19 protein-coding genes are annotated in these 21,903 nt (G+C 63.8%); 12 read left to right on the top strand and 7 right to left on the bottom strand.

Translation table 11 applies throughout. The features are described from left to right. Nucleotides 1–101 precede the first annotated feature (101 nt). A complete protein-coding gene (locus WNM05_RS05965; protein ID WP_434633372.1) occupies nt 102–443 on the top strand; it encodes a DUF4147 domain-containing protein in 342 nt (113 codons plus the stop codon). Nucleotides 444–939: 496 nt separating this feature from the next. Here WNM05_RS05965 and WNM05_RS05970 read toward each other — a convergent pair whose 3' ends face one another. The 3 genes from WNM05_RS05970 to WNM05_RS05980 all read right to left on the bottom strand — a co-directional run bounded on the left by WNM05_RS05970 (nt 940) and on the right by WNM05_RS05980 (nt 4,013). Next, a complete protein-coding gene (locus tag WNM05_RS05970; RefSeq protein ID WP_434633373.1) occupies nt 940–2,139 on the bottom strand; it encodes a hypothetical protein in 1,200 nt (399 codons plus the stop codon). A 135-nt stretch (nt 2,140–2,274) separates the two neighbouring features. Then, nucleotides 2,275–2,769, bottom strand: coding sequence for a hypothetical protein (locus WNM05_RS05975; protein ID WP_434633375.1), 495 nt, complete (start codon nt 2,767–2,769; stop codon nt 2,275–2,277). Beyond that, nucleotides 2,766–4,013: a PAAR domain-containing protein gene (locus WNM05_RS05980; protein ID WP_434633377.1), complete on the bottom strand. Its 1,248-nt coding sequence runs from the start codon at nt 4,011–4,013 to the stop codon at nt 2,766–2,768. The genes WNM05_RS05975 and WNM05_RS05980 overlap by 4 nt, the downstream gene beginning before the upstream one ends. Before the next feature lie 335 nt (nt 4,014–4,348). Here WNM05_RS05980 and WNM05_RS05985 point away from each other — a divergent pair, with 335 nt between their 5' ends. From WNM05_RS05985 to WNM05_RS06030, 10 genes are all read left to right on the top strand, one after another. Next, nucleotides 4,349–5,611 (top strand): glycerate kinase type-2 family protein, encoded by a 1,263-nt coding sequence (locus tag WNM05_RS05985; RefSeq protein WP_434633378.1) that lies wholly within the window; start codon nt 4,349–4,351, stop codon nt 5,609–5,611. Between the two features lie 176 nt (nt 5,612–5,787). Then, nucleotides 5,788–6,363, top strand: a complete 576-nt coding sequence (locus tag WNM05_RS05990; RefSeq protein WP_434633379.1) for a GbsR/MarR family transcriptional regulator — start codon at nt 5,788–5,790, stop codon at nt 6,361–6,363. Then, on the top strand, nt 6,360–7,706 hold the full coding sequence (locus WNM05_RS05995) for a cytochrome ubiquinol oxidase subunit I (RefSeq protein ID WP_434633381.1): 1,347 nt from the start codon (nt 6,360–6,362) through the stop codon (nt 7,704–7,706). The genes WNM05_RS05990 and WNM05_RS05995 overlap by 4 nt, the downstream gene beginning before the upstream one ends. Beyond that, nucleotides 7,703–8,713 (top strand): cytochrome d ubiquinol oxidase subunit II, encoded by a 1,011-nt coding sequence (locus WNM05_RS06000; RefSeq protein ID WP_434633382.1) that lies wholly within the window; start codon nt 7,703–7,705, stop codon nt 8,711–8,713. Before WNM05_RS05995 ends, WNM05_RS06000 begins: the two co-directional genes overlap by 4 nt. 175 nt (nt 8,714–8,888) lie before the next feature. Beyond that, nucleotides 8,889–10,205, top strand: coding sequence for a sn-glycerol-3-phosphate ABC transporter substrate-binding protein UgpB (ugpB, locus tag WNM05_RS06005; protein WP_434633384.1), 1,317 nt, complete (start codon nt 8,889–8,891; stop codon nt 10,203–10,205). 58 nt (nt 10,206–10,263) lie between these two features. Beyond that, entirely contained in the window at nt 10,264–11,145 is an 882-nt protein-coding gene (gene ugpA / locus WNM05_RS06010) for a sn-glycerol-3-phosphate ABC transporter permease UgpA (protein WP_434633386.1), read from the top strand. Then, nucleotides 11,145–11,984 (top strand): sn-glycerol-3-phosphate ABC transporter permease UgpE, encoded by an 840-nt coding sequence (gene ugpE / locus WNM05_RS06015; protein ID WP_434633388.1) that lies wholly within the window; start codon nt 11,145–11,147, stop codon nt 11,982–11,984. The genes ugpA and ugpE overlap by 1 nt, the downstream gene beginning before the upstream one ends. A 13-nt stretch (nt 11,985–11,997) precedes the next feature. Beyond that, nucleotides 11,998–13,110, top strand: a complete 1,113-nt coding sequence (locus tag WNM05_RS06020) for a sn-glycerol-3-phosphate import ATP-binding protein UgpC (RefSeq protein WP_434633390.1) — start codon at nt 11,998–12,000, stop codon at nt 13,108–13,110. Next, nucleotides 13,073–13,822, top strand: coding sequence for a glycerophosphodiester phosphodiesterase (gene ugpQ / locus WNM05_RS06025; RefSeq protein ID WP_434633392.1), 750 nt, complete (start codon nt 13,073–13,075; stop codon nt 13,820–13,822). Before WNM05_RS06020 ends, ugpQ begins: the two co-directional genes overlap by 38 nt. Before the next feature lie 404 nt (nt 13,823–14,226). Next, nucleotides 14,227–15,642, top strand: coding sequence for an alanine/glycine:cation symporter family protein (locus WNM05_RS06030; protein WP_434633394.1), 1,416 nt, complete (start codon nt 14,227–14,229; stop codon nt 15,640–15,642). 73 nt (nt 15,643–15,715) lie between these two features. Here WNM05_RS06030 and WNM05_RS06035 read toward each other — a convergent pair whose 3' ends face one another. Then, nucleotides 15,716–17,731 carry a methyl-accepting chemotaxis protein gene (locus tag WNM05_RS06035; RefSeq protein WP_434633396.1) on the bottom strand — a complete coding sequence of 672 codons (2,016 nt, stop codon included), beginning with the start codon at nt 17,729–17,731 and terminating at the stop codon, nt 15,716–15,718. A gap of 166 nt (nt 17,732–17,897) precedes the next feature. Then, nucleotides 17,898–19,304, bottom strand: a complete 1,407-nt coding sequence (gene hemN / locus WNM05_RS06040) for an oxygen-independent coproporphyrinogen III oxidase (protein WP_434633397.1) — start codon at nt 19,302–19,304, stop codon at nt 17,898–17,900. 106 nt (nt 19,305–19,410) lie between these two features. Here hemN and fnr point away from each other — a divergent pair, with 106 nt between their 5' ends. Continuing rightward, nucleotides 19,411–20,157 (top strand): fumarate/nitrate reduction transcriptional regulator Fnr, encoded by a 747-nt coding sequence (gene fnr / locus WNM05_RS06045; protein ID WP_434633398.1) that lies wholly within the window; start codon nt 19,411–19,413, stop codon nt 20,155–20,157. A 49-nt stretch (nt 20,158–20,206) separates the two neighbouring features. Here fnr and WNM05_RS06050 read toward each other — a convergent pair whose 3' ends face one another. Next, complete coding sequence (locus WNM05_RS06050) at nt 20,207–21,124, bottom strand: DUF1853 family protein (RefSeq protein ID WP_434633400.1); 918 nt, start codon at nt 21,122–21,124, stop codon at nt 20,207–20,209. Beyond that, on the bottom strand, nt 21,114–21,878 hold the full coding sequence (locus tag WNM05_RS06055; protein WP_434633402.1) for an RNA methyltransferase: 765 nt from the start codon (nt 21,876–21,878) through the stop codon (nt 21,114–21,116). The genes WNM05_RS06050 and WNM05_RS06055 overlap by 11 nt, the downstream gene beginning before the upstream one ends. Between the last annotated feature and the right edge of the window lie 25 nt (nt 21,879–21,903).

Consider the following 21,903-nt stretch of genomic DNA (forward strand, 5'->3'; position numbering starts at 1 on the left):
GACGGGGCGCAGGAATCGGGCCATTTTAGCGCGCGCGGCCGGGGGTGTCAGCCGCCGCCGGCTGCGGCAGAATGGCGTCATCGCCGTCAGGGGGAAACGCCATGTCCGATCTCGATCCGCAAACCACGCTGCGCCGCCTGTTCGACGTCGCCGTCGCCAGCGCGATGCCGGAGCGATTGCTCGACCACCTGCCGCCGCCGCCGAAGGGGCGCACCGTGGTCGTCGGCGCCGGCAAGGCCGCCGCGGCGATGGCGCGCGCGCTGGAGCGGGCCTGGCCGGGCCCGCTGTCCGGCGTCGTGGTCACGCGCTACGGCCACGCGGTGGAGACCGAGCGGATAGCGGTGTTGGAAGCCTCGCATCCGGTGCCGGACGAGGCCGGCTGCGTGGCGGCCCGGCGCATTCTGCGCGCGGTGGACGACGCTGTCGCCGCGGGGTGGCTGTGATGCTGTCGGGGCTTTTTATGCCCTGGGCGGCCTGCTGCTGGCTTTACTGTGGGTTGGGTCTGTCTGGCGGGCATGCAGGCTCGGCCGGGAGGTCGAGTGTCGGTGGCTGCTAGGGCCGACGCGGATCGGGCGAGTGTGATCTTGAAGCCTACCAAGCCGAGGTCGATCGGCTGCACAGCGTGTCCGTCGTCATCGAGCAGCGGCTAGGCCAACTGCGCGAGGCAAAACCGAAAATCATCAAGAGGTATAACCGTGTTGTCGAAAGCCATCCTTTGCCCGCTGATTGCCGTCCTGGCGCAGAGGGGTTGCGCGAACTCAATGCCGCCATTGCCGGCCAGCATGGTGAAGCCGTGCCGGTCGCTGGAGCCAGTGACGGAAGATAGTTGGGATGTTGTTGCTAGGTCATACATAGTACTTGTTCTTTTTTATGGTGAATGTGGTGTGAGTGAGTAAAGTTCATTATGGATTTTGTTTTGATTGGTAATTGATAGAATGTTTATTTGCATGGCGAGAGTGGGAGGCGGCTTGTGCTTTTTTTTGTGCTTGGCTGCGCCCAATTTCTTATTTGACCGATTGGTACGATGTCATTTTTGTCTAGTATGAGGCATCTGTATGGGACTTCTTTGTCTAGAGGAGTTTTGATGGGGCAAAGTATGCGACTGTCCGAAAGGGAAAATGCCATGAATCCATATAGGAAGCTTTGATTCGAAATCGAATCGCATCTCCATTTTGATATTTTAGGTTGGTAAAATTCTAACGTTTCTTTTTTAATGAAATACCATTGCGATTGATTTTCCTGCTCGGCTATATTCGTTGAGCGGGCAATTGCTATTGCGTATGTAGAGGGGAAAAATAGGGCGAAATAGATGAGTATTGCGAAGAATATGGCAATCGTTGTAATGTGAAATTTTATTGTTGTAGTTTCTTTTTTGTGAATTTTAGACCAGTGGCGGTGTATGCTGAGTATTGCTACTGCTATATAAACTGCCCACGCAAGTATGAAGATGGATTTTTGATTTGTGTGAGTTGCGTATTCTTCGCTTTTTTGAAAGGTGTATAGTAGGAGTAGTGGGATGGTGTATAACATTGATACAAGAAGGCCTAGTGAAGAAATTATAATAATTTCACCTGTTTTCTTTATGGGGCTGTTTCGAATGGATTTTTTAGTGTCGGTGTTGGATAGTAGGGCGGTTAGTGCGATGTAAGTGATTGTCATTGTTGTGACTGTGATTATTACGGTGCGGGTTTCTGCATCGTTTATGATGGACCACATTAAGAAGGATGTAATAAGAATAAAAAAGGTAATTCCAATTGTTGTCGGTGATAGTTTTTTGTACTGTGGTGGGTAGGCAAGGTGTAGGGAGTCTAGGAAATAAGTTGTTAGAAATGGTGGGGCGGCAATAAAAAATACTACGCAGAACGAAAGGGTAGTTGCAAGTAGCGCTATTGTAAGCAGACCACTTCCTGATGATATGGATGCTTGAAGCTGCGATTGGTAACCAATGGTTGATAGGTATGTGTGTAAAATGAAGTAACTTGGAGGAAAGTACCATGGTATGATGGCGGCACCAATCCCAAGTAGTTCTTTTGCTTTAATAATGCTTTTGTAAATTAAATCGGATTCCGTGGGTTTTTTTTCTGTCCTACGAGTAATGCGTGGCGCTTTGGTCTGGTTTGTGCTTGGCCAGTGTCTCATGTTATCTCTTGGTGCAAGTTTTTATTGTGAAACCGCTAGTGATCGTGATGTAAGCTTCGTTAGTACGGGCAGGCGTGGGGACTGGTCGGTTCGACGGATTGCCTGTCAGTCAAATTTTATGCCCGCGCACATGGGTTAACGTGCCGGCGTGGGAAGTGGTTCGGTTGAGCAATTCCCTTTGTGGTCACTTTTTGCAATGTAAGCTGCCCCGGCTCTGTCTTTTTGAATGCAAAAAAATGAACCGTACTTTCCTAGCTCGCCACCTACTTCTAATTGATAAGATGTAGAGAGGCTAAGGGGTTTGGGCGAAAGTCCTTTCCAATCCTTGGACATCACCCCATAGGGAATGCAGCTTTCCGGGGTGCTAGGCAATGTAGCGGGGCGCTGCTTAAACCACGTTTTCCAAACGTAGCCGGGGTTCGTCTGCGAAGCGTTGAACAGGCTGAGCTGCAATCCCTTGCCGTCTGAATATACGGCGGGATTGCTGTTTATTTCGTAAGGGATATAAAAGCAGGGGGCGCCATTTTTTAAAATTACGGCGGCTTCTGCATTGTACGGTTTTGATTGTGCGCAGCTGGAAGCCGTGGCGACAGTGAAGAGGCAGGCTGCTAGCGTTCTGATTGAATTCATGGCGCTGATTCTACCTGTGTTGTGTTGGGTAAAAGATTTTCATCTTTTGGCTTGGTAATGAACCCGGCAAGCGCTTTTTCTAGGGCAGGCAAGTCATCCATGTATTTCGGCATTCCTAGCTGGGTGGCCGCGTAGTAGTGTGCTATCAATTCGGCCTGCTGTTCCATGTTGAAATCGGATAGGGTTTTCCCCTTGTCGGCGCCTGCAAGATTATATCGATAGGCAGGGGCTGGCGCACCTCTAATCCCGTCATCAGAATAGCCGCCTTTTGCACCAAGCTTGATGCCCGCCCACGTCACAGAATACCCCATTTGATATTGCCAGACATGGCCCATTTCGTGAATAAACCAAACTTTTACGGAATCGCTAATGCTTGATGTGGAATAGTCTGGCAAGTAGTCGTTGGATGGAAAGTGAATTTCGCCCTTTGGCGTCATCGCGTTGTTTGAGCGATTGGGCTGGCCCATTAAGCCGCCATTGTGAATCTTGACCTTGCTGTAGTCTAGCGCGTCTTTAAATACGGTCTTGGCCATGGCGATTTCGCCGGCAGTCATTGGACGAACATCTGGAGGGGGTAAGGTCTTGCTGGCGATGGAAGACCCGACCGCATTCGAGTTGGTCTTGATGCCTTGTAGCGCTACTTTCATTGTTGGGGCTGGGGCACGGCCGCCGGCTTCGCACATATGATCGGCGGCACATGCGCAGCCATAGAAGGTATCTGGGAAGAACTCGGCACAGGTGATTTCCTGTGCGGTGTCGGTGCTGATGCGCTGAGTTTTGCCGCCTGCATCCGTGCGGCCCTCAACAGTCGAGCCGTCGGCCAGCGTCAGCTTATAGGGCGTGTCTGCAAGGGCGTTTCGATCTGACGTGAAGAACCGGATTTGCTCATCGAAGGATGCGACAGCTGCCGCGCCAGCCAGGGCTGCAGCTGCAAGGCCTGCGCTTGCGCCGGCTCCGGTGGCGGCTGTGCCGCTGCCCTCATAGCTGCGCATTACCTGGCCTAGCGTCGAAATCAACGTGGCGCCGCAGCTGGTCTTGTGGCCTTCCAGGGCTATGCCTTTGCCGCCGACCGTCCACGACGGATCGCCTTCCACTATCACGCAGTTTGTGTGCCCCTGGCGTGGGCACGTCACGCTGTCGCCAACCAGGGCGACGGCTTTGCCAAACATGGTTGTTGTGCTGCTGGCACTTACCACGGTGCCGCCGTGGTCGGTTGGATCGCCTAGCCGTATAACTGGTTTCATGTGGGCGCGGGAGTAGTGATCAAGCGCGGATGTTGCCAGGGCGAGACAAGCGGCCGCTGCTGGCCGTTAGTTCAGTCTGGCGTATCTTTTGGCGTGTGTTTTTATTTTGATTGTTTTAAGTGACTGAATTTAATCGACTGCGTACTAAGCCATCATCGAGGTGTGCTGGGGTGTGCTCATCGGGTGTCGGGCTCTGCTCTGGTATCTGTCTGGATGAATGCGTTACGCCCCGTGGACGGGGCGCAGGAATCGGGCCATTTTAGCGCGCGCGGCCGGGGGTGTCAGCCGCCGCCGGCTGCGGCAGAATGGCGTCATCGCCGTCAGGGGGAAACGCCATGTCCGATCTCGATCCGCAAACCACGCTGCGCCGCCTGTTCGACGTCGCCGTCGCCAGCGCGATGCCGGAGCGATTGCTCGACCACCTGCCGCCGCCGCCGAAGGGGCGCACCGTGGTCGTCGGCGCCGGCAAGGCCGCCGCGGCGATGGCGCGCGCGCTGGAGCGGGCCTGGCCGGGCCCGCTGTCCGGCGTCGTGGTCACGCGCTACGGCCACGCGGTGGAGACCGAGCGGATAGCGGTGTTGGAAGCCTCGCATCCGGTGCCGGACGAGGCCGGCTGCGCGGCGGCCCGGCGCATTCTGCGCGCGGTGGACGGGCTGAGCGCCGACGATCTGGTGATCTGTCTGCTGTCCGGCGGCGGCTCGGCGCTGCTGACGCTGCCGGCGGACGGCATCGGCCTCGCGGACAAGCAGGAGGTCAGCCGGCGCTTGCTGGCCTGCGGCGCCGGCATCGACGAAATGAACACGGTGCGCAAGCATCTGTCGGCGATCAAGGGCGGGCGCCTGGCTTTGGCCTGCGCGCCGGCCAGGCTGGTGACGCTGGCGATTTCCGACGTCGTCGGCGACGATCCGGCGGTGATCGCGTCCGGCCCGACGACGGCCGACCCGAGCGGCTATGCCGACGCGCGCGCCGTCGTCGCCAAGTACGGGCTGGAACTGCCGCCGGCGGTGCTGGCCTTGCTGGACGCGGAGCCGGACGAGACGCCGAAGCCTGGCGATGCGCGGCTGGCTCACGCCGAGTACCGGCTGATCGCGACGCCGCAGCTGGCGCTGCGCGCGGCGGCCGCCGAGGCGGAACGGCTGGGCCTGAACGTGCTGCTGCTCGGCGACAGCATAGAGGGCGAGGCGCGCGAGGCGGCCAAGGTGCATGCCGGCATCGCCCGCCAGATCGCCATGCACGGCTCGCCGGTGGCCAGACCGGCCGTCATCCTGTCCGGCGGCGAAACCACGGTGACCTTGAAGGGCCGGGGCAGGGGCGGGCGCAACAGCGAGTTCCTGCTGGCCTTGGCCATCGCGCTGAACGGCCTGCCCGGAGCGTACGCGCTGGCGGCCGACACCGACGGCATAGACGGCAGCGAGGACAACGCCGGCGCGCTGATTTCGCCGGACACGCTCTCGCGGGCGGTCGCGCTGAGGGTCGACGCCGGCGCGAGGCTGGCCGACAACGACGGCTACGGCTTCTTCGCCGCGCTCGGCGATCTGCTCGTCACCGGGCCGACGCACACCAACGTCAACGATTTCCGCGCCATCCTGCTGCGCTGAGGCTCCGCATTGCCGACGACGGGACCGTGCCGCGCACGGTCTTTTTTTGCTTCCGATTCATGACATCGAGGTATGGTCAAGCCTACAGATCAGACTTTGTCCATCTTGACCCGAACTATCTTCGCCAACTATGATTCGTATCAAAGTTTCAGAAATTCCTGAAAATTGAGAAAAATATGAATATTCCACCTCTGGTGCAGGCCTTCGTGCTGCACTTCGGCGAGATGGGCAGCCGCTGGGGCATCAATCGCACCGTCGGCCAGATCTACGCCCTGTTGTACGTTTCGGAAAAACCGTTGAACGCCGACGAGATCGGCGAGGCGATAGGCTGTTCCCGCTCAAACGTCAGCATGGGGCTGAAGGAGCTGCAGGCCTGGCGACTGGTCAAGCTGCAGCATTTCCCGGGCGACCGCCGCGAGTATTTCTCGACGCCGGAAGACGTGTGGCTGATCTTCAAGACGCTGGCCGAGGAGCGCAAGAAGCGCGAGGTGGAGCCGACGCTGACGATGCTGCGCGGCGCGATGATGGAAAGCCCGGCCAGCGAGGCCGAGCAGCACGCGCAGGCCAGGATGAAGGAGATGTACCAGTTGATCGAGCTGGTCACCACCTGGTTCTCCGACATCCAGCATATGGACGTGGAGACCTTGCAACGCTTGATGAAGCTCGGCTCGCAGGTGCAGAAGGTGCTGCAGTTCACCCAGTCGCTGTCCCGGCTGGGCAATCGCGATCAAGATCGGGAGCATGCCGAATGATGACCGAAATCGACCCCGTCACGCTGGCGCGGATACAGTTCGCCACCAATATCTCCTTTCATATCCTGTTCCCCACGATCAATATCGCGCTGGCCTGGGTACTGCTGTTCTTCAAGGTCCGCTTCCGCCAGACCGGCGAGCAGGGCTGGATGGACGCCTACGGCTTCTGGGTGAAGATCTTCGCGCTGTCGTTCGCGCTGGGCGTGGTGTCCGGCGTGACGATGAGCTTCCAGTTCGGCACCAACTGGCCCGGCTATATGCAGACGGTCGGCAATATCGCCGGACCGCTGCTGGCCTACGAGATCCTGACCGCCTTCTTCCTGGAGGCCGGCTTCCTCGGCATCATGCTGTTCGGCCGCTCGCGGGTGCCGGAGAAGGTGCACACGCTGGCGACCTTCCTGGTGGCCTTCGGCAACAGCGTGTCGGCGTTCTGGATCATCGCGTTGAACTCCTGGATGCAGACGCCGACCGGCTTCGTGATGAAGGACGGCCGCGCCCATGTGCTGAGCTGGCTGGAGGTGATCTTCAATCCGTCGATGCCGTACCGGCTGACCCATATGCTGCTGGCCTCCGGCCTGACCGTGGCCTTCCTGGTGGCCGGCCTGTCCGCCTACCGCTATCTGCGCGGCGAGCGCGGCCGCGGCGTGATGGCGGCGCTGAAGACCGGCGTCTTCCTGGCGGCGCTGCTGATTCCGCTGCAGATGTTCGTCGGCGACATGCACGGCCTGAACACGCTGAAGCACCAGCCGGCCAAGCTGGCGGCGATCGAGGGCATCTGGCATACCGAGAAGGACGTGCCGCTGCTCTTGTTCGCGCTGCCGAACGCCGAAACCCGCAGCAACGACTACGCGATAGGCGTGCCGCAGTTGGGCAGCCTGATCCTGACCCACCAGTGGGGCGGGGAGATCAAGGGCTTGAACGAGTTCGCCCAGCATCCGCCTGTCGCCAAGGTGTTCTGGAGCTTCCGCGTGATGGTGGCGATGGGCGGGCTGATGCTGCTGGCCTCCTGGCTGGCCGCCTGGCGGCTGAAGCGCGGCGGGGAGCTGCCGCCGGCGTTGGCGCGCTTGCTGGTGGCGATGACCTTCTCCGGCTGGATCGCGACGCTGGCCGGCTGGTTCGTCACCGAGATCGGACGCCAGCCGTGGCTGGTGACCGGGGTGCTGACGACGGCCGAGGCCGCGGGCAAGGCCACGGCGCCGATGCTGTTCACCTCGCTGACGACCTATCTGGCGCTGTACGCCGCGCTGCTGGCGGCCTACATCTCGGTGTTGTTCCACCTGGCGCGCAAGGCCGGCGCCCATGACACGGCCGGCGAAACCCAATTGAAGGAGAAACTGGCATGAGCGAGGCATTCTACCTGCCGGCGATCTTCGCCGGGCTGATGGCGCTGGCGATGCTGGTATACGTGGTGCTGGACGGCTTCGACCTCGGCGTCGGCATCCTGCTGCCGCTGGCCGACGACGAGGAAAAGGACGTGATGGTCGGCTCGATCGGCCCGTTCTGGGATGCCAACGAGACCTGGCTGGTGCTGGGCGCCGGCCTGCTGCTGGTGGCCTTCCCGGTGGCGCACGGCGTGGTGTTCGGCGCGCTCTACCTGCCGGTGCTGGTCATGCTGGTCGGCCTGATCCTGCGCGGCGTCGCCTTCGACTTCCGCGTCAAGGCGCAGGACCCGCACAAGCCGTGGTGGAACGCGGCCTTCGCCGGCGGTTCGCTGCTGGCGTCGCTGGCCCAGGGCGTGATGCTGGGCCGCTATCTGACCGGCTTCGCCGACGGCGCCACCGCCTGGGCCTTCGCGCTGGTCGTCGGCGCCGGGTTGGCGCTGGCCTATGCCTTGCTCGGCGCCTGCTGGCTGGTGATGAAGACGCGAGGCGCCCTGCAGGCCCGCGCCATCGTCTGGGCCGAGTACGCGCTGTACGGCGCCGGCCTGGCGGTGCTGGCGGTGTCGGTGGTGACGCCGCTGGCCAATCCGGGCATCGCCGCCAAGTGGTTCGCGCTGCCGCAGTTCCTGCTGCTGTTGCCGCTGCCGCTGGGCTCGCTCGCCTTGTTCGCGCTGCTGTGGCTGAGCCTGCCGCGGCTGGCGCGGCGCCAGGCAGCCGGCAACGACACCTTCTGCTGGCTGCCTTTCGCCGCCAGCGTCGGCATCGTGCTGCTGTCGTTCTGGGGCCTGGCCTACAGCGTGTTCCCGCAGATGGTGATAGGCCGGATGACGATCTGGCAGGCGGCGGCCGATCCGGAGGCGCTGTGGGTGATATTGTGGGGCGCCGTCGTGGTGCTGCCTTGCATCATCGGCTACACCGCCTTCGCCTACCGCGTGTTCTGGGGCAAGGCCGACAAGCTCAGTTATCAGTAGATCGCCGAGGAAAGACAAAAAAGCGCGCCGGCCCGGCGCGCTTTTTTTGCGTCTTCATTCCATTTTGCGTCTTGATGCAAATTTAATGTCATATTATCGTAACGATACTGTCATTTTCACCGGCCACAATCCGCCGCGTGAACGCCAGCCGAGATAACGATAAATGGAGAAGCCGATGTCCCTGTCCCGCACCTTAGCCCGCGCCGCCGCGCTCGCGCCGCTGGCGCTGTCCCTGTCGGCGCAGGCCGCCACCGAGATCCAGTTCTGGCATTCGATGGAAGGCTCGCTGGGCGACCGCGTCAACGCGATCGCCGCCCAGTTCAACGCCAGCCAGAAGGATTACAAGGTGGTGCCGGTGTACAAGGGACAGTACGACGAGTCGCTGGCCGCCGCCATCGCCGCCTACCGCAGCGGCAACGCGCCGGCCATCGTCCAGGTGTTCGAGGTCGGCACGGCGACGATGATACAGGCGAAGAAGGCGGTCAAGCCGGTCTACCAGGTGATGGCCGACGCCGGCGAGAAGCTGGACGAGAAGGCCTTCATCCCGGCGGTGGCCAGCTATTACAGCGATGCCAGGACCGGCCACCTGCTGTCGCTGCCGTTCAACAGCTCCACCCCGGTGCTGTACTACAACCGGGATGCGTTCAAGAAGGCCGGCCTGCCGGACGCGCCGCCCAAGACCTGGCCGGAGCTGGCCGCCGCCGCCGCCAAGCTCAGGGCTTCCGGCATGCGCTGCGGCTACAGCACAGGCTGGCAGGGCTGGGTGCAGCTGGAGAACTACAGCGCCTGGCACAGCCTGCCGTTCGCCAGCCTGGACAACGGCTTCGGCGGCACCGGCGCCGTGCTGCAGTTCAACGGCCCGCAGCAGGTCAAGCACATCGAGTTCCTGGCCAAGATGGCCAAGGACGGCACCTTCAGCTACGCCGGCCGCAAGGACGAGGCGACGCTGAAGTTCTACAGCGGCGAGTGCGGCATCATGACCGGCAGCTCCGGCTCGCTGGCCAATATCCGCAAGAACGCCAAGTTCGCCTTCGGCATCGGCATGATGCCGTACGATCCGGCGGTCAAGGGCGCGCCGCAGAACGCGCTGATCGGCGGCGCCAGCCTGTGGGTGATGGCGGGCAAATCGCCGGCCGAGTACAAGGGCGTGGCCCGCTTCTTCAAGCTGCTGACCTCGCCGGAAGTGATGGCCAAGTGGCACCAGGACACCGGCTACCTGCCGGTGGTGACGGCCGCCTACGATCTGTCGCGCAAACAGGGCTTCTACGACAGGAATCCGGGCGCCGACATCGCCACCCGCCAGATGCAGAACAAGCCGCCTAAGTCCTACACCCGCGGCCTGCGCCTCGGCTACATGCCGCAGATCCGCACGGTGATGGACGAGGAGCTGGAAGGCGTGTGGACCGGCAAGAAGACGGCCAAGCAGGCGCTGGACAGCGCGGTGGCGCGCGGCGACGAATTGCTGCGCCGATTCGAGAAGACCGCCAACTGATCGCTATCCGGAAACGGGCGAGCCGAGAGGCCGCCCGTTTTGCCGCTGGAACGCACGCATGCAGAATCGCATTCACTTTCCCAATCGCTGGCTGGGGCTGGCCTTGATGGCGCCTCAGCTGGCGATCACCATCGTCTTCTTCCTGTGGCCGGCGCTGGAGGCGCTGTGGCAGTCCGCGCAGCAGCAGGACCCGTTCGGGCTGGAAAGCCAGTTCGTCGGCCTGGCCAATTTCAGCCAGCTCTTCCACGACCCGCTGTACCTGGGCACGATACAGACCACGCTGCTGTTCAGCGCGCTGGTCACCGTCATCGGCATGGCCAGCGCCCTGCTGCTGGCGGCGATGGCCAACCAGATCACGCGCGGCCGCCGCGTCTACCAGACGGTGCTGATCGCGCCTTACGCGATCGCTCCGTCGGTGGTGGCGGTGTTGTGGCTGTTCCTGTTCAACCCCAGCCTGGGCTGGATCAGCTATCTGCTGCGCGGCGCAGGCTACGAGTGGAACCACGCGCTCAACGGCGGCCAGGCGCTGCTCCTGGTGGTGCTGGCCTCGGCCTGGAAGCAGATCAGCTACAACTTCCTGTTCTTCTACGCCGGCCTGCAGGCGATTCCGGCCTCGCTGACCGAGGCGGCGGCGATAGACGGCGCCGGCCCCTTGCGCCGCTTCCGTGACCTGGTGCTGCCGCTGTTGTCGCCGACCAGCTTCTTCCTCTTGGTGGTCAACCTGGTCTATGCCTTCTTCGACACCTTCGCGGTGATAGACGCGGCCACCGGCGGCGGGCCGGGCAAATCGACCGAGACGATGATACTGAAGGTGTATCTGGAAGGCTTCAAGGGCCTGGACCTCGGCAGCTCGGCCGCGCAGTCGGTGGTGTTGATGGCCGTCGTCGGCGTGCTGACGCTGATCCAGTTCCGCTATGTCGAAAGAAAGGTGCAGTACTGATGGTGGAGAACCGCAAGGGGCTGGACCTGCTGTGCCACGCGATGCTGATCGCGGGCATGCTGGTCGTCGCCTTTCCTTTGTACCTGATGCTGGTCGCCGCCAGCCAGGACGCCGAGCAGGTGACGCGGGTGCCGCTGTCGCTGCTGCCGGGCAGCCAGTTGTGGCACAACCTGGATACCGTGCTGTGGAGCGGCAGCGGCGGCCTGGCGGTGCCGCTGGCCCGCACGTTGTGGAACAGCCTGCTGATGGCCTTGCTGATCGCCGTCGGCAAGATCGCCATTTCGCTGTTGTCGGCCTACGCCATCGTCTATTTCCGCTTCCCGTTCAGGAAAATCGGCTTCGCGCTGATCTTCGCCACGCTGATGCTGCCGGTCGAGGTGCGCATCTTCCCGACGGTGGAGGTGGTGACCCAGATGGGTCTGATCAACAGCTACACCGGCCTGACGCTGCCGCTGATCGCGTCCGCCACCGCAACCTTCCTGCTGCGCCAGTTCTTCATGACGCTGCCCAAGGAGTTGTTCGAGGCGGCGCGGGTGGACGGCGCGGGGCCGATCCGTTTTCTGGTCGACGTGGTGCTGCCGCTGTCGCGCACCAATATCGCGGCCCTGTTCGTCATCTCCTTCATCTACGGCTGGAACCAGTATCTGTGGCCGCTCTTGGTCACCCACGATCCGGCGATGTCGACGGCGGTGATCGCGATCAAGGGCATGCTGGGCGAGGGCGCCGTGCAGTGGCAGCTGGTGATGGCGGCGGCGCTCTTGACCCTGCTGCCGCCGCTGGCGGTGGTGATCGGCATGCAGCGCTGGTTCGTCAAGGGCCTGGTGGACAACGAGAAATGAGAAAGGCTGCCAGATGGCAACATTGAAGCTGAACCAGGTGCGCAAGCGCTACCCGGGCGCCGAGCGCCGGGTGCTGGAGGAGATTTCGCTGGACATCGCCGACGGCGAATTCGTCGTCATCGTCGGCCCGTCCGGCTGCGGCAAGTCGACGCTGCTGCGCATGGTCGCCGGGCTGGAAAGCATAGAGGAGGGCGAGATCCGCATCGGCGAGCGCCTGGTCAACCAGCTGGAACCGAAGGACCGCGACATCGCGATGGTGTTCCAGAACTATGCACTGTACCCGCATATGACGGTGGCGGACAATATGGGCTACGCCTTGAAGCTCAGGGGGCTGAAGAAGGCCGATATCGCCGAGCGGGTACGCAAGGTGGCCGCGGTGCTGGAGCTGGAGCAACTGCTTGAGCGCAAGCCGCGCGAGCTGTCCGGCGGCCAGCGCCAGCGGGTGGCGATGGGCCGCGCCATCGTGCGCGAGCCGGCGGTCTTCCTGTTCGACGAACCGTTGTCCAATCTGGACGCCAAGCTGCGCGGCCAGATGCGGCTGGAAATCCAGCAGCTGCATCGCCGGCTGGCCACGACCAGCCTCTACGTCACCCACGACCAGGTGGAGGCGATGACGCTGGCCGACCGCGTCATCGTGCTGAACAAGGGCCATATCGAGCAGATCGGCGCGCCGGACGAGATCTACGACCGGCCGGCCTCGACCTTCGTCGCCGCCTTCATCGGCTCGCCGGGGATGAATCTGTTCGACGCCGAGGCGGATGCGCGCGGCGAGCGGTTGCTGCTCGGAGACGGCGCGTCGCTGGCGCTGCCGCGGCCGGACGCGGCGCTGGCCGGCCGCAAGCTCAAGGCCGGCATCCGTCCCGAGCATCTGCGCGTCGGTGGCGAGCCCGGCCAGGCGCTGGACATGCGCGTCGACAATGTGGAGATGCTGGGCGCCGACAACTACGCCTACGGCCTGGCGGCCGGGCAGCGCGTCGTGGTCCGGCTGGCCCACGGCCACCGGCCCGAGCCGGGCAGCCGGCTGGAAGTGACGGTGCGCGCCGAATCGCTGCACCTGTTTGACGCTGAAACGCAACGGAGAATCGCATATGTCGCAGCAGAACAAGCGCCCTTGGCCGTATCCTGAAGTCGTCGCCCACCGCGGCGGCGGCACGCTGGCGCCGGAAAACACCATCGCCGGCTTTCGCGAGGGCGTGCGTCACGGCTATCGCGCGGCCGAGTGCGACGTCAAGCTGTCGGCCGACAAGATCTGCTTCCTGCTGCACGACGACACCGTCGACCGCACCTGCAACGGTAAGGGCCTGGCCGCCGGGATGCTCATGGCCGAGCTGTCCGTGCTCGACGCCGGCGGCTGGAAGGGCGCGGCCTTCGCCGGCGAGGCGCTGCCGACGCTGGCCAATGTGGCCGCTTATTGCCTGGCCCAGGGCGTGCTGCTGAATATCGAGATCAAGCCCTGCCCGCATCGCGAAGAGGAAACCGGCCGGCTGGTGGCGCAGGAGGCCGCGAAACTGTGGGCCGGCGCGGCGGTGCCGCCGCTGCTTTCCTCGTTCGAGATCGACGCCTTGCGCGCGGCCAAGGCCGCCGAGCCGGCGCTGCCGCGCGCCTTTCTGTGCGAGGAGATTCCGGCCGACTGGCGCGCGATCCTGGAGGAGCTGGACTGCGTCGCGCTGCACTGCGACCACAAGACGCTGACCGAACCGCTGGCGCGCGCGATCAAGGCCGCCGGCTACCAGCTCTTGTGCTACACCGTCAACGAGCCGGCCGACGCCCGCCGGCTGCTGGACTGGGGCGTGGACAGCCTGTGCACCGACAGGCTGGACTTGTTGCCGGCGCGCTGAGCGTCGACGGACACCCGCTGTCGCGGCGGGTTTCGCGGCCGGCCGCGTCGCCGGCCGCGGCCGATTTCCTTCCTCTTTAGAAGTCCCGCTTGCCCGCGGGCGGCCGGGCGTTGCCAGATGTTTTGTAAACGGACTGTTGTGAAATTGACCGTCTGTTTTCATTGCGTTCACTTTTATCCGATTGCCAGTGCCCGCTTTCCTTTGTAGATTCGGTCTGGTTTCGCATTCCACGCGAAATTCGGGCCGGTTCCCCGCCGGCGCCCTCCCATTCCATACCAGCCATTCGGCCAGACAGGCTTGCCCGGCGGGCGCGTGTCCGGCGCTTGGCGCATACCCGGCGAAGACCGGGGGCAGGGTCCGCCGCGCGGCGGACCGGTAGCGACGCTCAGCAAGCAAGGAGAGCCATGGAGCTGTTTCATTCTTTGATCAATGCCGTCAACGACGTGCTGTGGGGCAAGGTGCTGATCGCCTTGCTGCTGGCGGTCGGCCTGTATTTCTCGCTGCGTTCCGGCCTGTTGCAGCTGCGGCTGTTCTCGCGCGGCTGGCGAGAAATGATGGGCGGCCGCGGCGGCCACGTCAGCAAGGACGACATCTCGCCGTTCCAGGCTTTCGCCACCGGGCTGGCCAGCCGGGTCGGCACCGGCAATATCGCCGGCGTCGCCATCGCCATCGCGGCCGGGGGGCCGGGCGCGGTGTTCTGGATGTGGCTGACCGCCTTGCTCGGCATGTCCAGCGCCTTCGTCGAGTCGACGCTGGCCCAGCTGTTCAAGACCAGCCACCACGACGACACCTTCCGCGGCGGCCCCGCCTACTACATCCAGAAGGGCCTCGGCCTGCGCTGGCTGGGCGTGGCGTTCGCCTTGTGCCTGATCCTGGCCTTCGGCCTGGTGTTCAACGCGGTGCAGGCCAATTCCATCGTGGCGGCGACCGAGGGCGCCTGGGGATGGAACCGCTACGCGGTCGGCGTCGGCCTGGTGTTGTTGACCGCGCCGGTGATCTTCGGCGGCGTGCGCTCGGTCGCGCGCGTGGCCGAGTGGCTGGTGCCGGTGATGGCGCTGATCTACCTGCTGATGGCTTTCTACGTGCTGGCCATCCACGCGGCCGAGCTGCCGGGCCTGGTGGTCCTGATCGTCAAGAGCGCGCTGGGTCTGGAGCAGGCCGCCGGCGGCGTCGCCGGCTACGCGGTCAGCCAGGCCATGATGCTGGGCATCAAGCGAGGCCTGTTCTCCAACGAGGCCGGCATGGGTTCGGCGCCTAACGCCGCGGCCACCGCCACGTCCAAGCACCCGGCCAGCCAGGGCGCGATCCAGATGTTCGGCGTCTTCATCGACACCATGGTGGTGTGCACGGCGACCGCCGCCATCATCCTGCTGTCCGGCGTGCACGATCAGGGCCTGAGCGGCGTCGCGCTGACACAGAAGGCCGTCGAGTCGCAGTTCGGCCCGATGGGCGTGTCCTTCCTGGCGGTGGCGATGTTCCTGTTCGCGTTCTCGTCGATACTGGGCAATTACGCCTACGCCGAAGGCAACGTCGAGTTCATCCGCAGCAGCAGGCGGGCGCTGCTGGCCTTCCGCCTGGTGGTGCTGGCGATGGTGCTGTTCGGCGCGCTGGCCAGCCTGCCGCTGGTCTGGGACATGGCCGACCTGGCGATGGGCCTGATGGCGCTGATCAATCTGGTGGCCATCGTGCTGCTGTCGCGCTGTTTCTTCACCGTGTTGGGCGACTACCAGCGCCAGCTGAAGGCCGGCGTCGCCGCGCCGGCGTTCAAGGCCGACCAGTATCCTGAACTGGCCGGCAAGGTGGAGAAGGGCATCTGGTAAGCCCGTTGCTCCTGACGCGATGACGAAGCCCGCCGTTTTCGGCGGGCTTTTTCCATGGGCGTGACCCCGCTTGTCAAACGGTGAAGCGTCCGGCCAGGCCCACCAGACGTTGCGAGATCGCCTGCAACTCGCCGGCCGTCGCCGCGCTGTCCTTGACCGCCAGACTGTTCTGTTCCGACATCCGCGACACCTGCTCGACGCTCTGCGCCAGCGTCTGGCTGGCGCTGCTCTGTTCGCGCAGCGAGGACGTGATGCTATGAATGCTGTCCAGCACCTCGTCGACGCAGCGGCGGATGTTGTCCATGCTGGTGCCGGCCTCGCCGGCGCGTTGCTGGCCGTCCATGATGGACCGCATGCCCTGCTGCATGCTGTCGTTGCCTTTCTGCGCGGTCTGCCGGATCTGGCTGACGATGTCGCTGATCTCGGTGGTCGACAGCGCGGTGCGCTCGGCCAGCTTGCGGACCTCGTCGGCGACGACGGCGAAGCCGCGGCCCATTTCGCCGGCGCGCGCCGCCTCGATCGCCGCGTTCAGCGCCAATAGATTGGTCTGTTCGGCGACGTCGCGTATCACGTCGACGATGCCGGTGATGGACTCGGACTGCCGGCCGAGGTCGTTGATGGTGTCGGACACCGAGGACACGTCGCGGACGATGCCGTCCATGCTGCTGGCGGTGGCGGAGATGACCCGGTTGCCGTCCGACGAGCGGCTGGCGGCGTCGGTGGACAGCCTGTCGGCCTGTTCCGATTGCGTCGCGCACTCGGACAGGCTGGTGCTCAGCTCTTCTATCGCCGCGGCCATGCTGGCTGCCGCCTCGCTCTGCCGGGCGCTGCCGGCGGTGATGCTTTGCGCGCTGTGCGCCATCGCGTCGGCCGCCCGCTTGACCTCGCGCGAGGTTTCCAGCAGCTGGCTCACCGTCTCGCGCAGCTGATTGCGCATCTGGCGTATCGCCGCCAGCAGGCTGAGTTCGTCGCGTTCGCGCAGGTGGATGCGGGTGTCCAGCCGGCCCGCAGCCAGCTGTTCCACCACCTGTTGCACATAGCCGGGCTCTCCGCCCAGCTGCAGCGTGATCGACAGATAGAGCTGGTGGAACAGGAAGATGGCCAGCAGCATCGCCGCGACGCCGATGGCGATATAGCTGTTGCGCTGCTTGGCCGTCCGCTCCATCCGCGCCTGCAGCAAGCGATCGAGGCTGCCCAGTCCGACGGCGATGTAGCCGGATACGGCCTGGGCGGCGTCGGCGCCGTACCCGGCGACTTTCAGTCCGCCGGCGCCTGTCTTGCCGCCGACGGCGTCGTCTATCGCCGGCAGCTGGCCTTTCAGCAGCGCCGCCAGCTTGTCCGCCTGCGACGACATGTCGGGCTTCAGCTCGGCGTTGTAGGCGACGGCCTTGGCGATGTCGCCGGCCAGGCCGTCGTTGACTTCGGCGATCAGCGGCCGCAGTTCCACCAGGCGGTCGCGCTGGGCGGGTTCGAGGGCATGGTCGGCTTCGGCCTGAGAGGCGATGGCGTAGGCCTCGCCCAGATGGCTGATCAGCGTGGTCAGCTTGGCGGTGGCCGCGTCCATCAGGTAATAGGTGTCGATATCGGGGTCCAGCGTCAGATTGGAGTTGTCGCTGACGGCGCCGATCAGATTGTTCAGCTTGTCGCTGAGATTGCCGTAGACGGCTATCCATTGCGAAGGCTGGGCGGACTGGGTCGCTTTCAGCTTGTCCCAGGCGGCGGCGGCGTCCTTCCAGGCGGCGTCGCCGCCCAACTCGGCGCCGAGCTTGCCATTGACGTCCTGCAGCGCCTGCCATCGGCCCTGCAACTGCTGGACGGCGGACGGCAGTTCGCTTTTGGCCCGGGCTTCTCCCAGCGCCGCGCGGACCGCCAACTCCTGTCCCTGCTGGGCCTGCGCCAGCATCGCGGTCAGCGGCTGCATATAGGCGACGCCGACCCTTTCCTTGGCCGTGGACTCGATATTGTCCTGATTGCTGTGATACAGGCCGTACATCAGATAGAGCAGGGCGGCGGCGAAGACCAGGCCGATGACGGCGAAGCGTTTCGGATAGCTGAGGCGCTGCATCAGCCTGACGATGGGGGTGGACATGGGGCGGCTCCTTGCGAAAGCGGACTACCGCGCCTGCTTCTGCCCGGCACGCCTGCATACCCCTTTGTATAAGTGATTTTGCTTATCGCAAAGGGAAAAATAAGCACCACCTGTCTTAGGAGCCGGGGGCGGCGGGGGGCGGGGAGAGCCCCCGCCCGCGACAGGCTCAGATGGTCTTGGAGTAGCGGGCGCGGGTCTCGCGCTCGCGCAGGTGGCGGTCGAAAATCATCGCGATATTGCGGATCAGGAAGCGCCCCTTCGGCTCCACCATCAGGAAGTCGCCGTCGAAGGACAGCAGGCCCTGCTGCTGGAAATCGCGGATCTGTGGCATTTCCGCCGCAAAATACTGGGCGAAATTGATGCCGTGGACTTCTTCTATCGCTTCGACCGACAGCGAAAAGCGACACATCAGCCCCTGGATGACGGTGCGGCGCAGCACATCGTCGTTGTCCAGCTCCAGCCCGCGCGTCACCGGTAGCCGGCCCTGGTCCAGCGCGGCGTAATAGTCGTCGAGCGTCTTGTCGTTCTGGCTGTAACAGGACCCGACCTTGCCGATGGCCGAGACGCCGAAGCCGAGCATGTCGCAGTCGGCATGGGTGGAATAGCCCTGGAAATTGCGTTGCAGCCGGCCCTGGCGCAGCGCGACCGCCAACTCGTCGTCCGGCTTGGCGAAATGGTCCATGCCGATGAAGACATAGCCGGCGTCGGTCAGCATCCGTACCGCGTCCTGCAGGATGTCCAGCTTGACCGCCGGCGAAGGCAGTTCGGCCTCCATGATGCGCCGCTGCGGCATGAACACCGACGGCAGGTGGGCGTAGTTGTACAGGGCCAGCCGGTCGGGATCGAGCGCCAGGGCCTTTTCCAGCGTGTCGCGCATTGTCTCGCGGCTTTGCTGCGGCAGGCCGTAGATCAGGTCCAGGCTGACCGATTTCATGCCGGCCTCGCGACCGGCGTCTATCACCGCGCGGGTCTCGGCCTCGCTCTGGACGCGGTTGACGGCGCGCTGCACCTCGGCGTTGAAGTCCTGGACGCCGACGCTGATCCGGTTGAAGCCATATTCTGCCAGCTTGAACATTGTTTCACGTTTAACCTTGCGCGGATCGATCTCGATGGAATATTCTCCGTCGCTCAGGAATTCGAAGTGGCTTCCCAGGATGCCCATCAGACGCTCGAGCTGGGCATCGGACAGGAAGGTCGGTGTGCCGCCGCCGAAATGCAGCTGTATCACCTTTTCGCGGCAGCCCAGTTCCTCGGCCGTCAGGCGGATTTCCCGCTCCAGATAGTCGAGGTAGCGGTCGGCCAGGCTCTTGTTTTTGGTAATGATCTTGTTGCAGGCACAGTAATAACAAATTGTGTTGCAAAACGGTATATGAGCGTACAATGATAAAGGTTTGCGATTGGCTCCGATCCGGCGCTGGCGCAGACTGTGCTGGTAATTGTCAGCGGAAAAGCCCGGCGTGAAGCGGTCCGCGGTCGGGTAAGACGTGTATCTTGGTCCCGATCCGTCGAGGCGCTCGATCAGTTCCCGATCGAACTCGAAATGGGCGGGAGAAAATGGACGGGTGGTTTTCATGTCGTATTCGGATGGTAAAACTTCTGGTGGACTGGTAAATTTGCGGAAAACCTGCGAATTCCGTATTGACAAGGGTCAAGCTTCGACAGCTTGCGGCAAACACAGCATGTCTGAACAAAATCAAACTTCCCTGCACACACTGAAAATCTCCTGCTCCAGCTGCAGCCTCCGCGAGCTGTGCCTGCCTGTCGGGCTCAACCGCGAGGAGATGAGCCAGCTGGACACGGTGATCCGCCAGAGCCGCCGCCTGAAGCGCGGCGAGTACCTGTTCCGCAGCGGTGAGGGATTCAAGTCGCTGTACGCGGTGCGCACCGGCTTCTTCAAGACCTCGGTCGCCAGCCAGGACGGCCGCGAGCAGGTCACCGGCTTTTTGATGTCGGGCGAGCTGATGGGCCTGGACGGCATTTCCACCAGCAGCCACAGCTGCGACGCGATCGCGCTGGAGGACAGCGAGGTGTGCGAGCTGCCGTTCAGCCGGATGGAGACGCTGAGCCGCGACATTCCCAGCCTGCAGCACCATTTCTACCGGCTGATGAGCCGGGAGATCGTCCGGGACCAGAACGTGATGCTGCTGCTCGGCAATATGAAGGCGGAGGAGCGCATCGCCGCCTTCCTGCTGAATCTGTCGCAGCGGCTGTCGACCCGCGGTTTCGCCGCGAACGACTTCATCCTGCGCATGAGCCGCGAGGAGATAGGCAGCTTCCTCGGCCTGAAGCTGGAAACGGTCAGCCGCACGCTGTCGAAGTTCCAGCAGCAGGGCTGGATCACCGTCGACCACAAGCACATCCAGCTGGTGAAGTCGCAGGATCTGAAGAACCTGATTTCCGGCTGTCTGCACGCCAGCGGCCATTGAGCCGGGCGGGGCGCCGCATGACGAGGGCAGGCCGGGAGCCTGCCCTTTTTTATTGCCCGCCGGCGATGCGGGCGCGCAGTTCGGCCAGTCGCTGCGGGTCAGGCCAGCCTTCCGGCGTGACGAAGCCGCGGGCGGTCTCGCGCCAGCGGCCGCCGCCGTCCGGCTGCAACTCGGCCACCAGTTGCGGCGACCGGCTGCTCAGCAGCCGCTCGCGCAGCGCCGCCTCGTCCAGCGTGTCGGCCCGCGCCAGCGATGCCGGCGCCAGCCAGGACAGCCGCGGCAGCCAGGCCCAGCGCGAGTCGGCGTGGCGGCGGGGCCAGGCCCCGGCCAGCGGCGCATGCCAGCCGAGCAAGGCATCCGGCGCCAGCGGCGGCGGCAAGGCCCGCTGCTCCCGGCAGAAGATCCAGCCGCTCAGCCGGGCGCCGGCGCGGCAGCCGGCGAAGCCGTCCGGCAGCCGCGCGGCGGCGTCCGGATGGCGGCTCAAACGCAATTGTGTGGCAAGTTTGGTCGCTTTCAGCCGCCAGGCGTCGCGCAGGCTGGGACCGACCAGCGAGTCGGGGTCGGCGCCGAGCCGAAGATAGAATTTGCTGGCGGTTTCCAGATGCCAGGGCTCGCCGTCCAGCCAGAGCAGGAAGTCGAACTCGCCCACCGTGCGGCGCTCGCCGTTGATGACGTTCAGGTTTTCCGCGGCTAGGCGGATGTGCGGCGCCTGCCGGAACCAGAAGGAGAAAAGTCGTTCGGCATATCGTCCGAGCCGCTTGTCGTTGCCGCCGCCGGCGAGCCAGGCCAGCAGCGGGGCCGGGTCCCGCTCCAGCCGGCCGAGCAGTGCCGGGCCGTCGGCGCCCAGCAGGCGTTCCGGCGGCAGGTCTGCACCGCTATGCCACGGGGACGGGGAGCTCAGCAGAAAGGCGAGATCGCGCACCGATGGGTGCGCGCAGGGCGGATCGAAAGCGGTCTCAGTCGCCATCCCGTTTCAGGCTGCCGTCGGCGGCGCGCTGCACCTGCTTGAAGAAGCCGCGCAGGATGTCGATCTCCTCGCGCAAGACCCCGGCGCGGTTGAACAGCGCGCGCATCCTCCGCATCAGCCGCTCGCTGTTGCGGCGCTCGAAATAGCCGATGTCGTCCATCGCCTGTCCCAGGTGGCCGCACATGCCGTCTACCTCGCCCTGGGTCGCGGCCTCGCCGTCGGGCCGCAGGTATTCGACGTCGACGCCGGTGTGGCTGAACAGCTCGTAGGTCATCACTTGCACCGCCATCGCCAGGTTCAGCGAGAAGTAGTCCGGATTGCCCGGTATCGTCAGCAGCCGATTGCACTGTTCCACTTCTTCTATCGATAGGCCGAAGGTCTCGTTGCCGAACACCAGGGCCACCTGTTCGCCGTCGCGGGCGCGGGCGATCAGCTCCGGCGCGGTCTGGCGCGGCGTCGCCAGCGGCGTCGTCAGCTCGCGGCGGCGGCTGGTCAGCGCGCAGGCGACGGTGACGTCGTCCAGCGCCTCGGCCAGCGTCTGCACCACGACGGCGCGCTCCAGCAGATCGGCGGCGCCCGAGGCCAGCGTGGTGGCCTCGGCGTCGGGAAACGCTTTCGGTTCAACCAGGTAGAGCCGGCTCAATCCCATCGTTTTCATCGCGCGCGCGGCCGAGCCGATGTTGCCCGGATGGTTCGGTCTGGCCAGCACCACGCGGATGTTTTGCAGAAAATCAGGTACTTGGGGTTTATTCATTGGCGTTTTCACATTAAAATAGCGG

The organism is Chromobacterium sp. CV08, assembly GCF_051129845.1.
Taxonomy (GTDB): domain Bacteria; phylum Pseudomonadota; class Gammaproteobacteria; order Burkholderiales; family Chromobacteriaceae; genus Chromobacterium.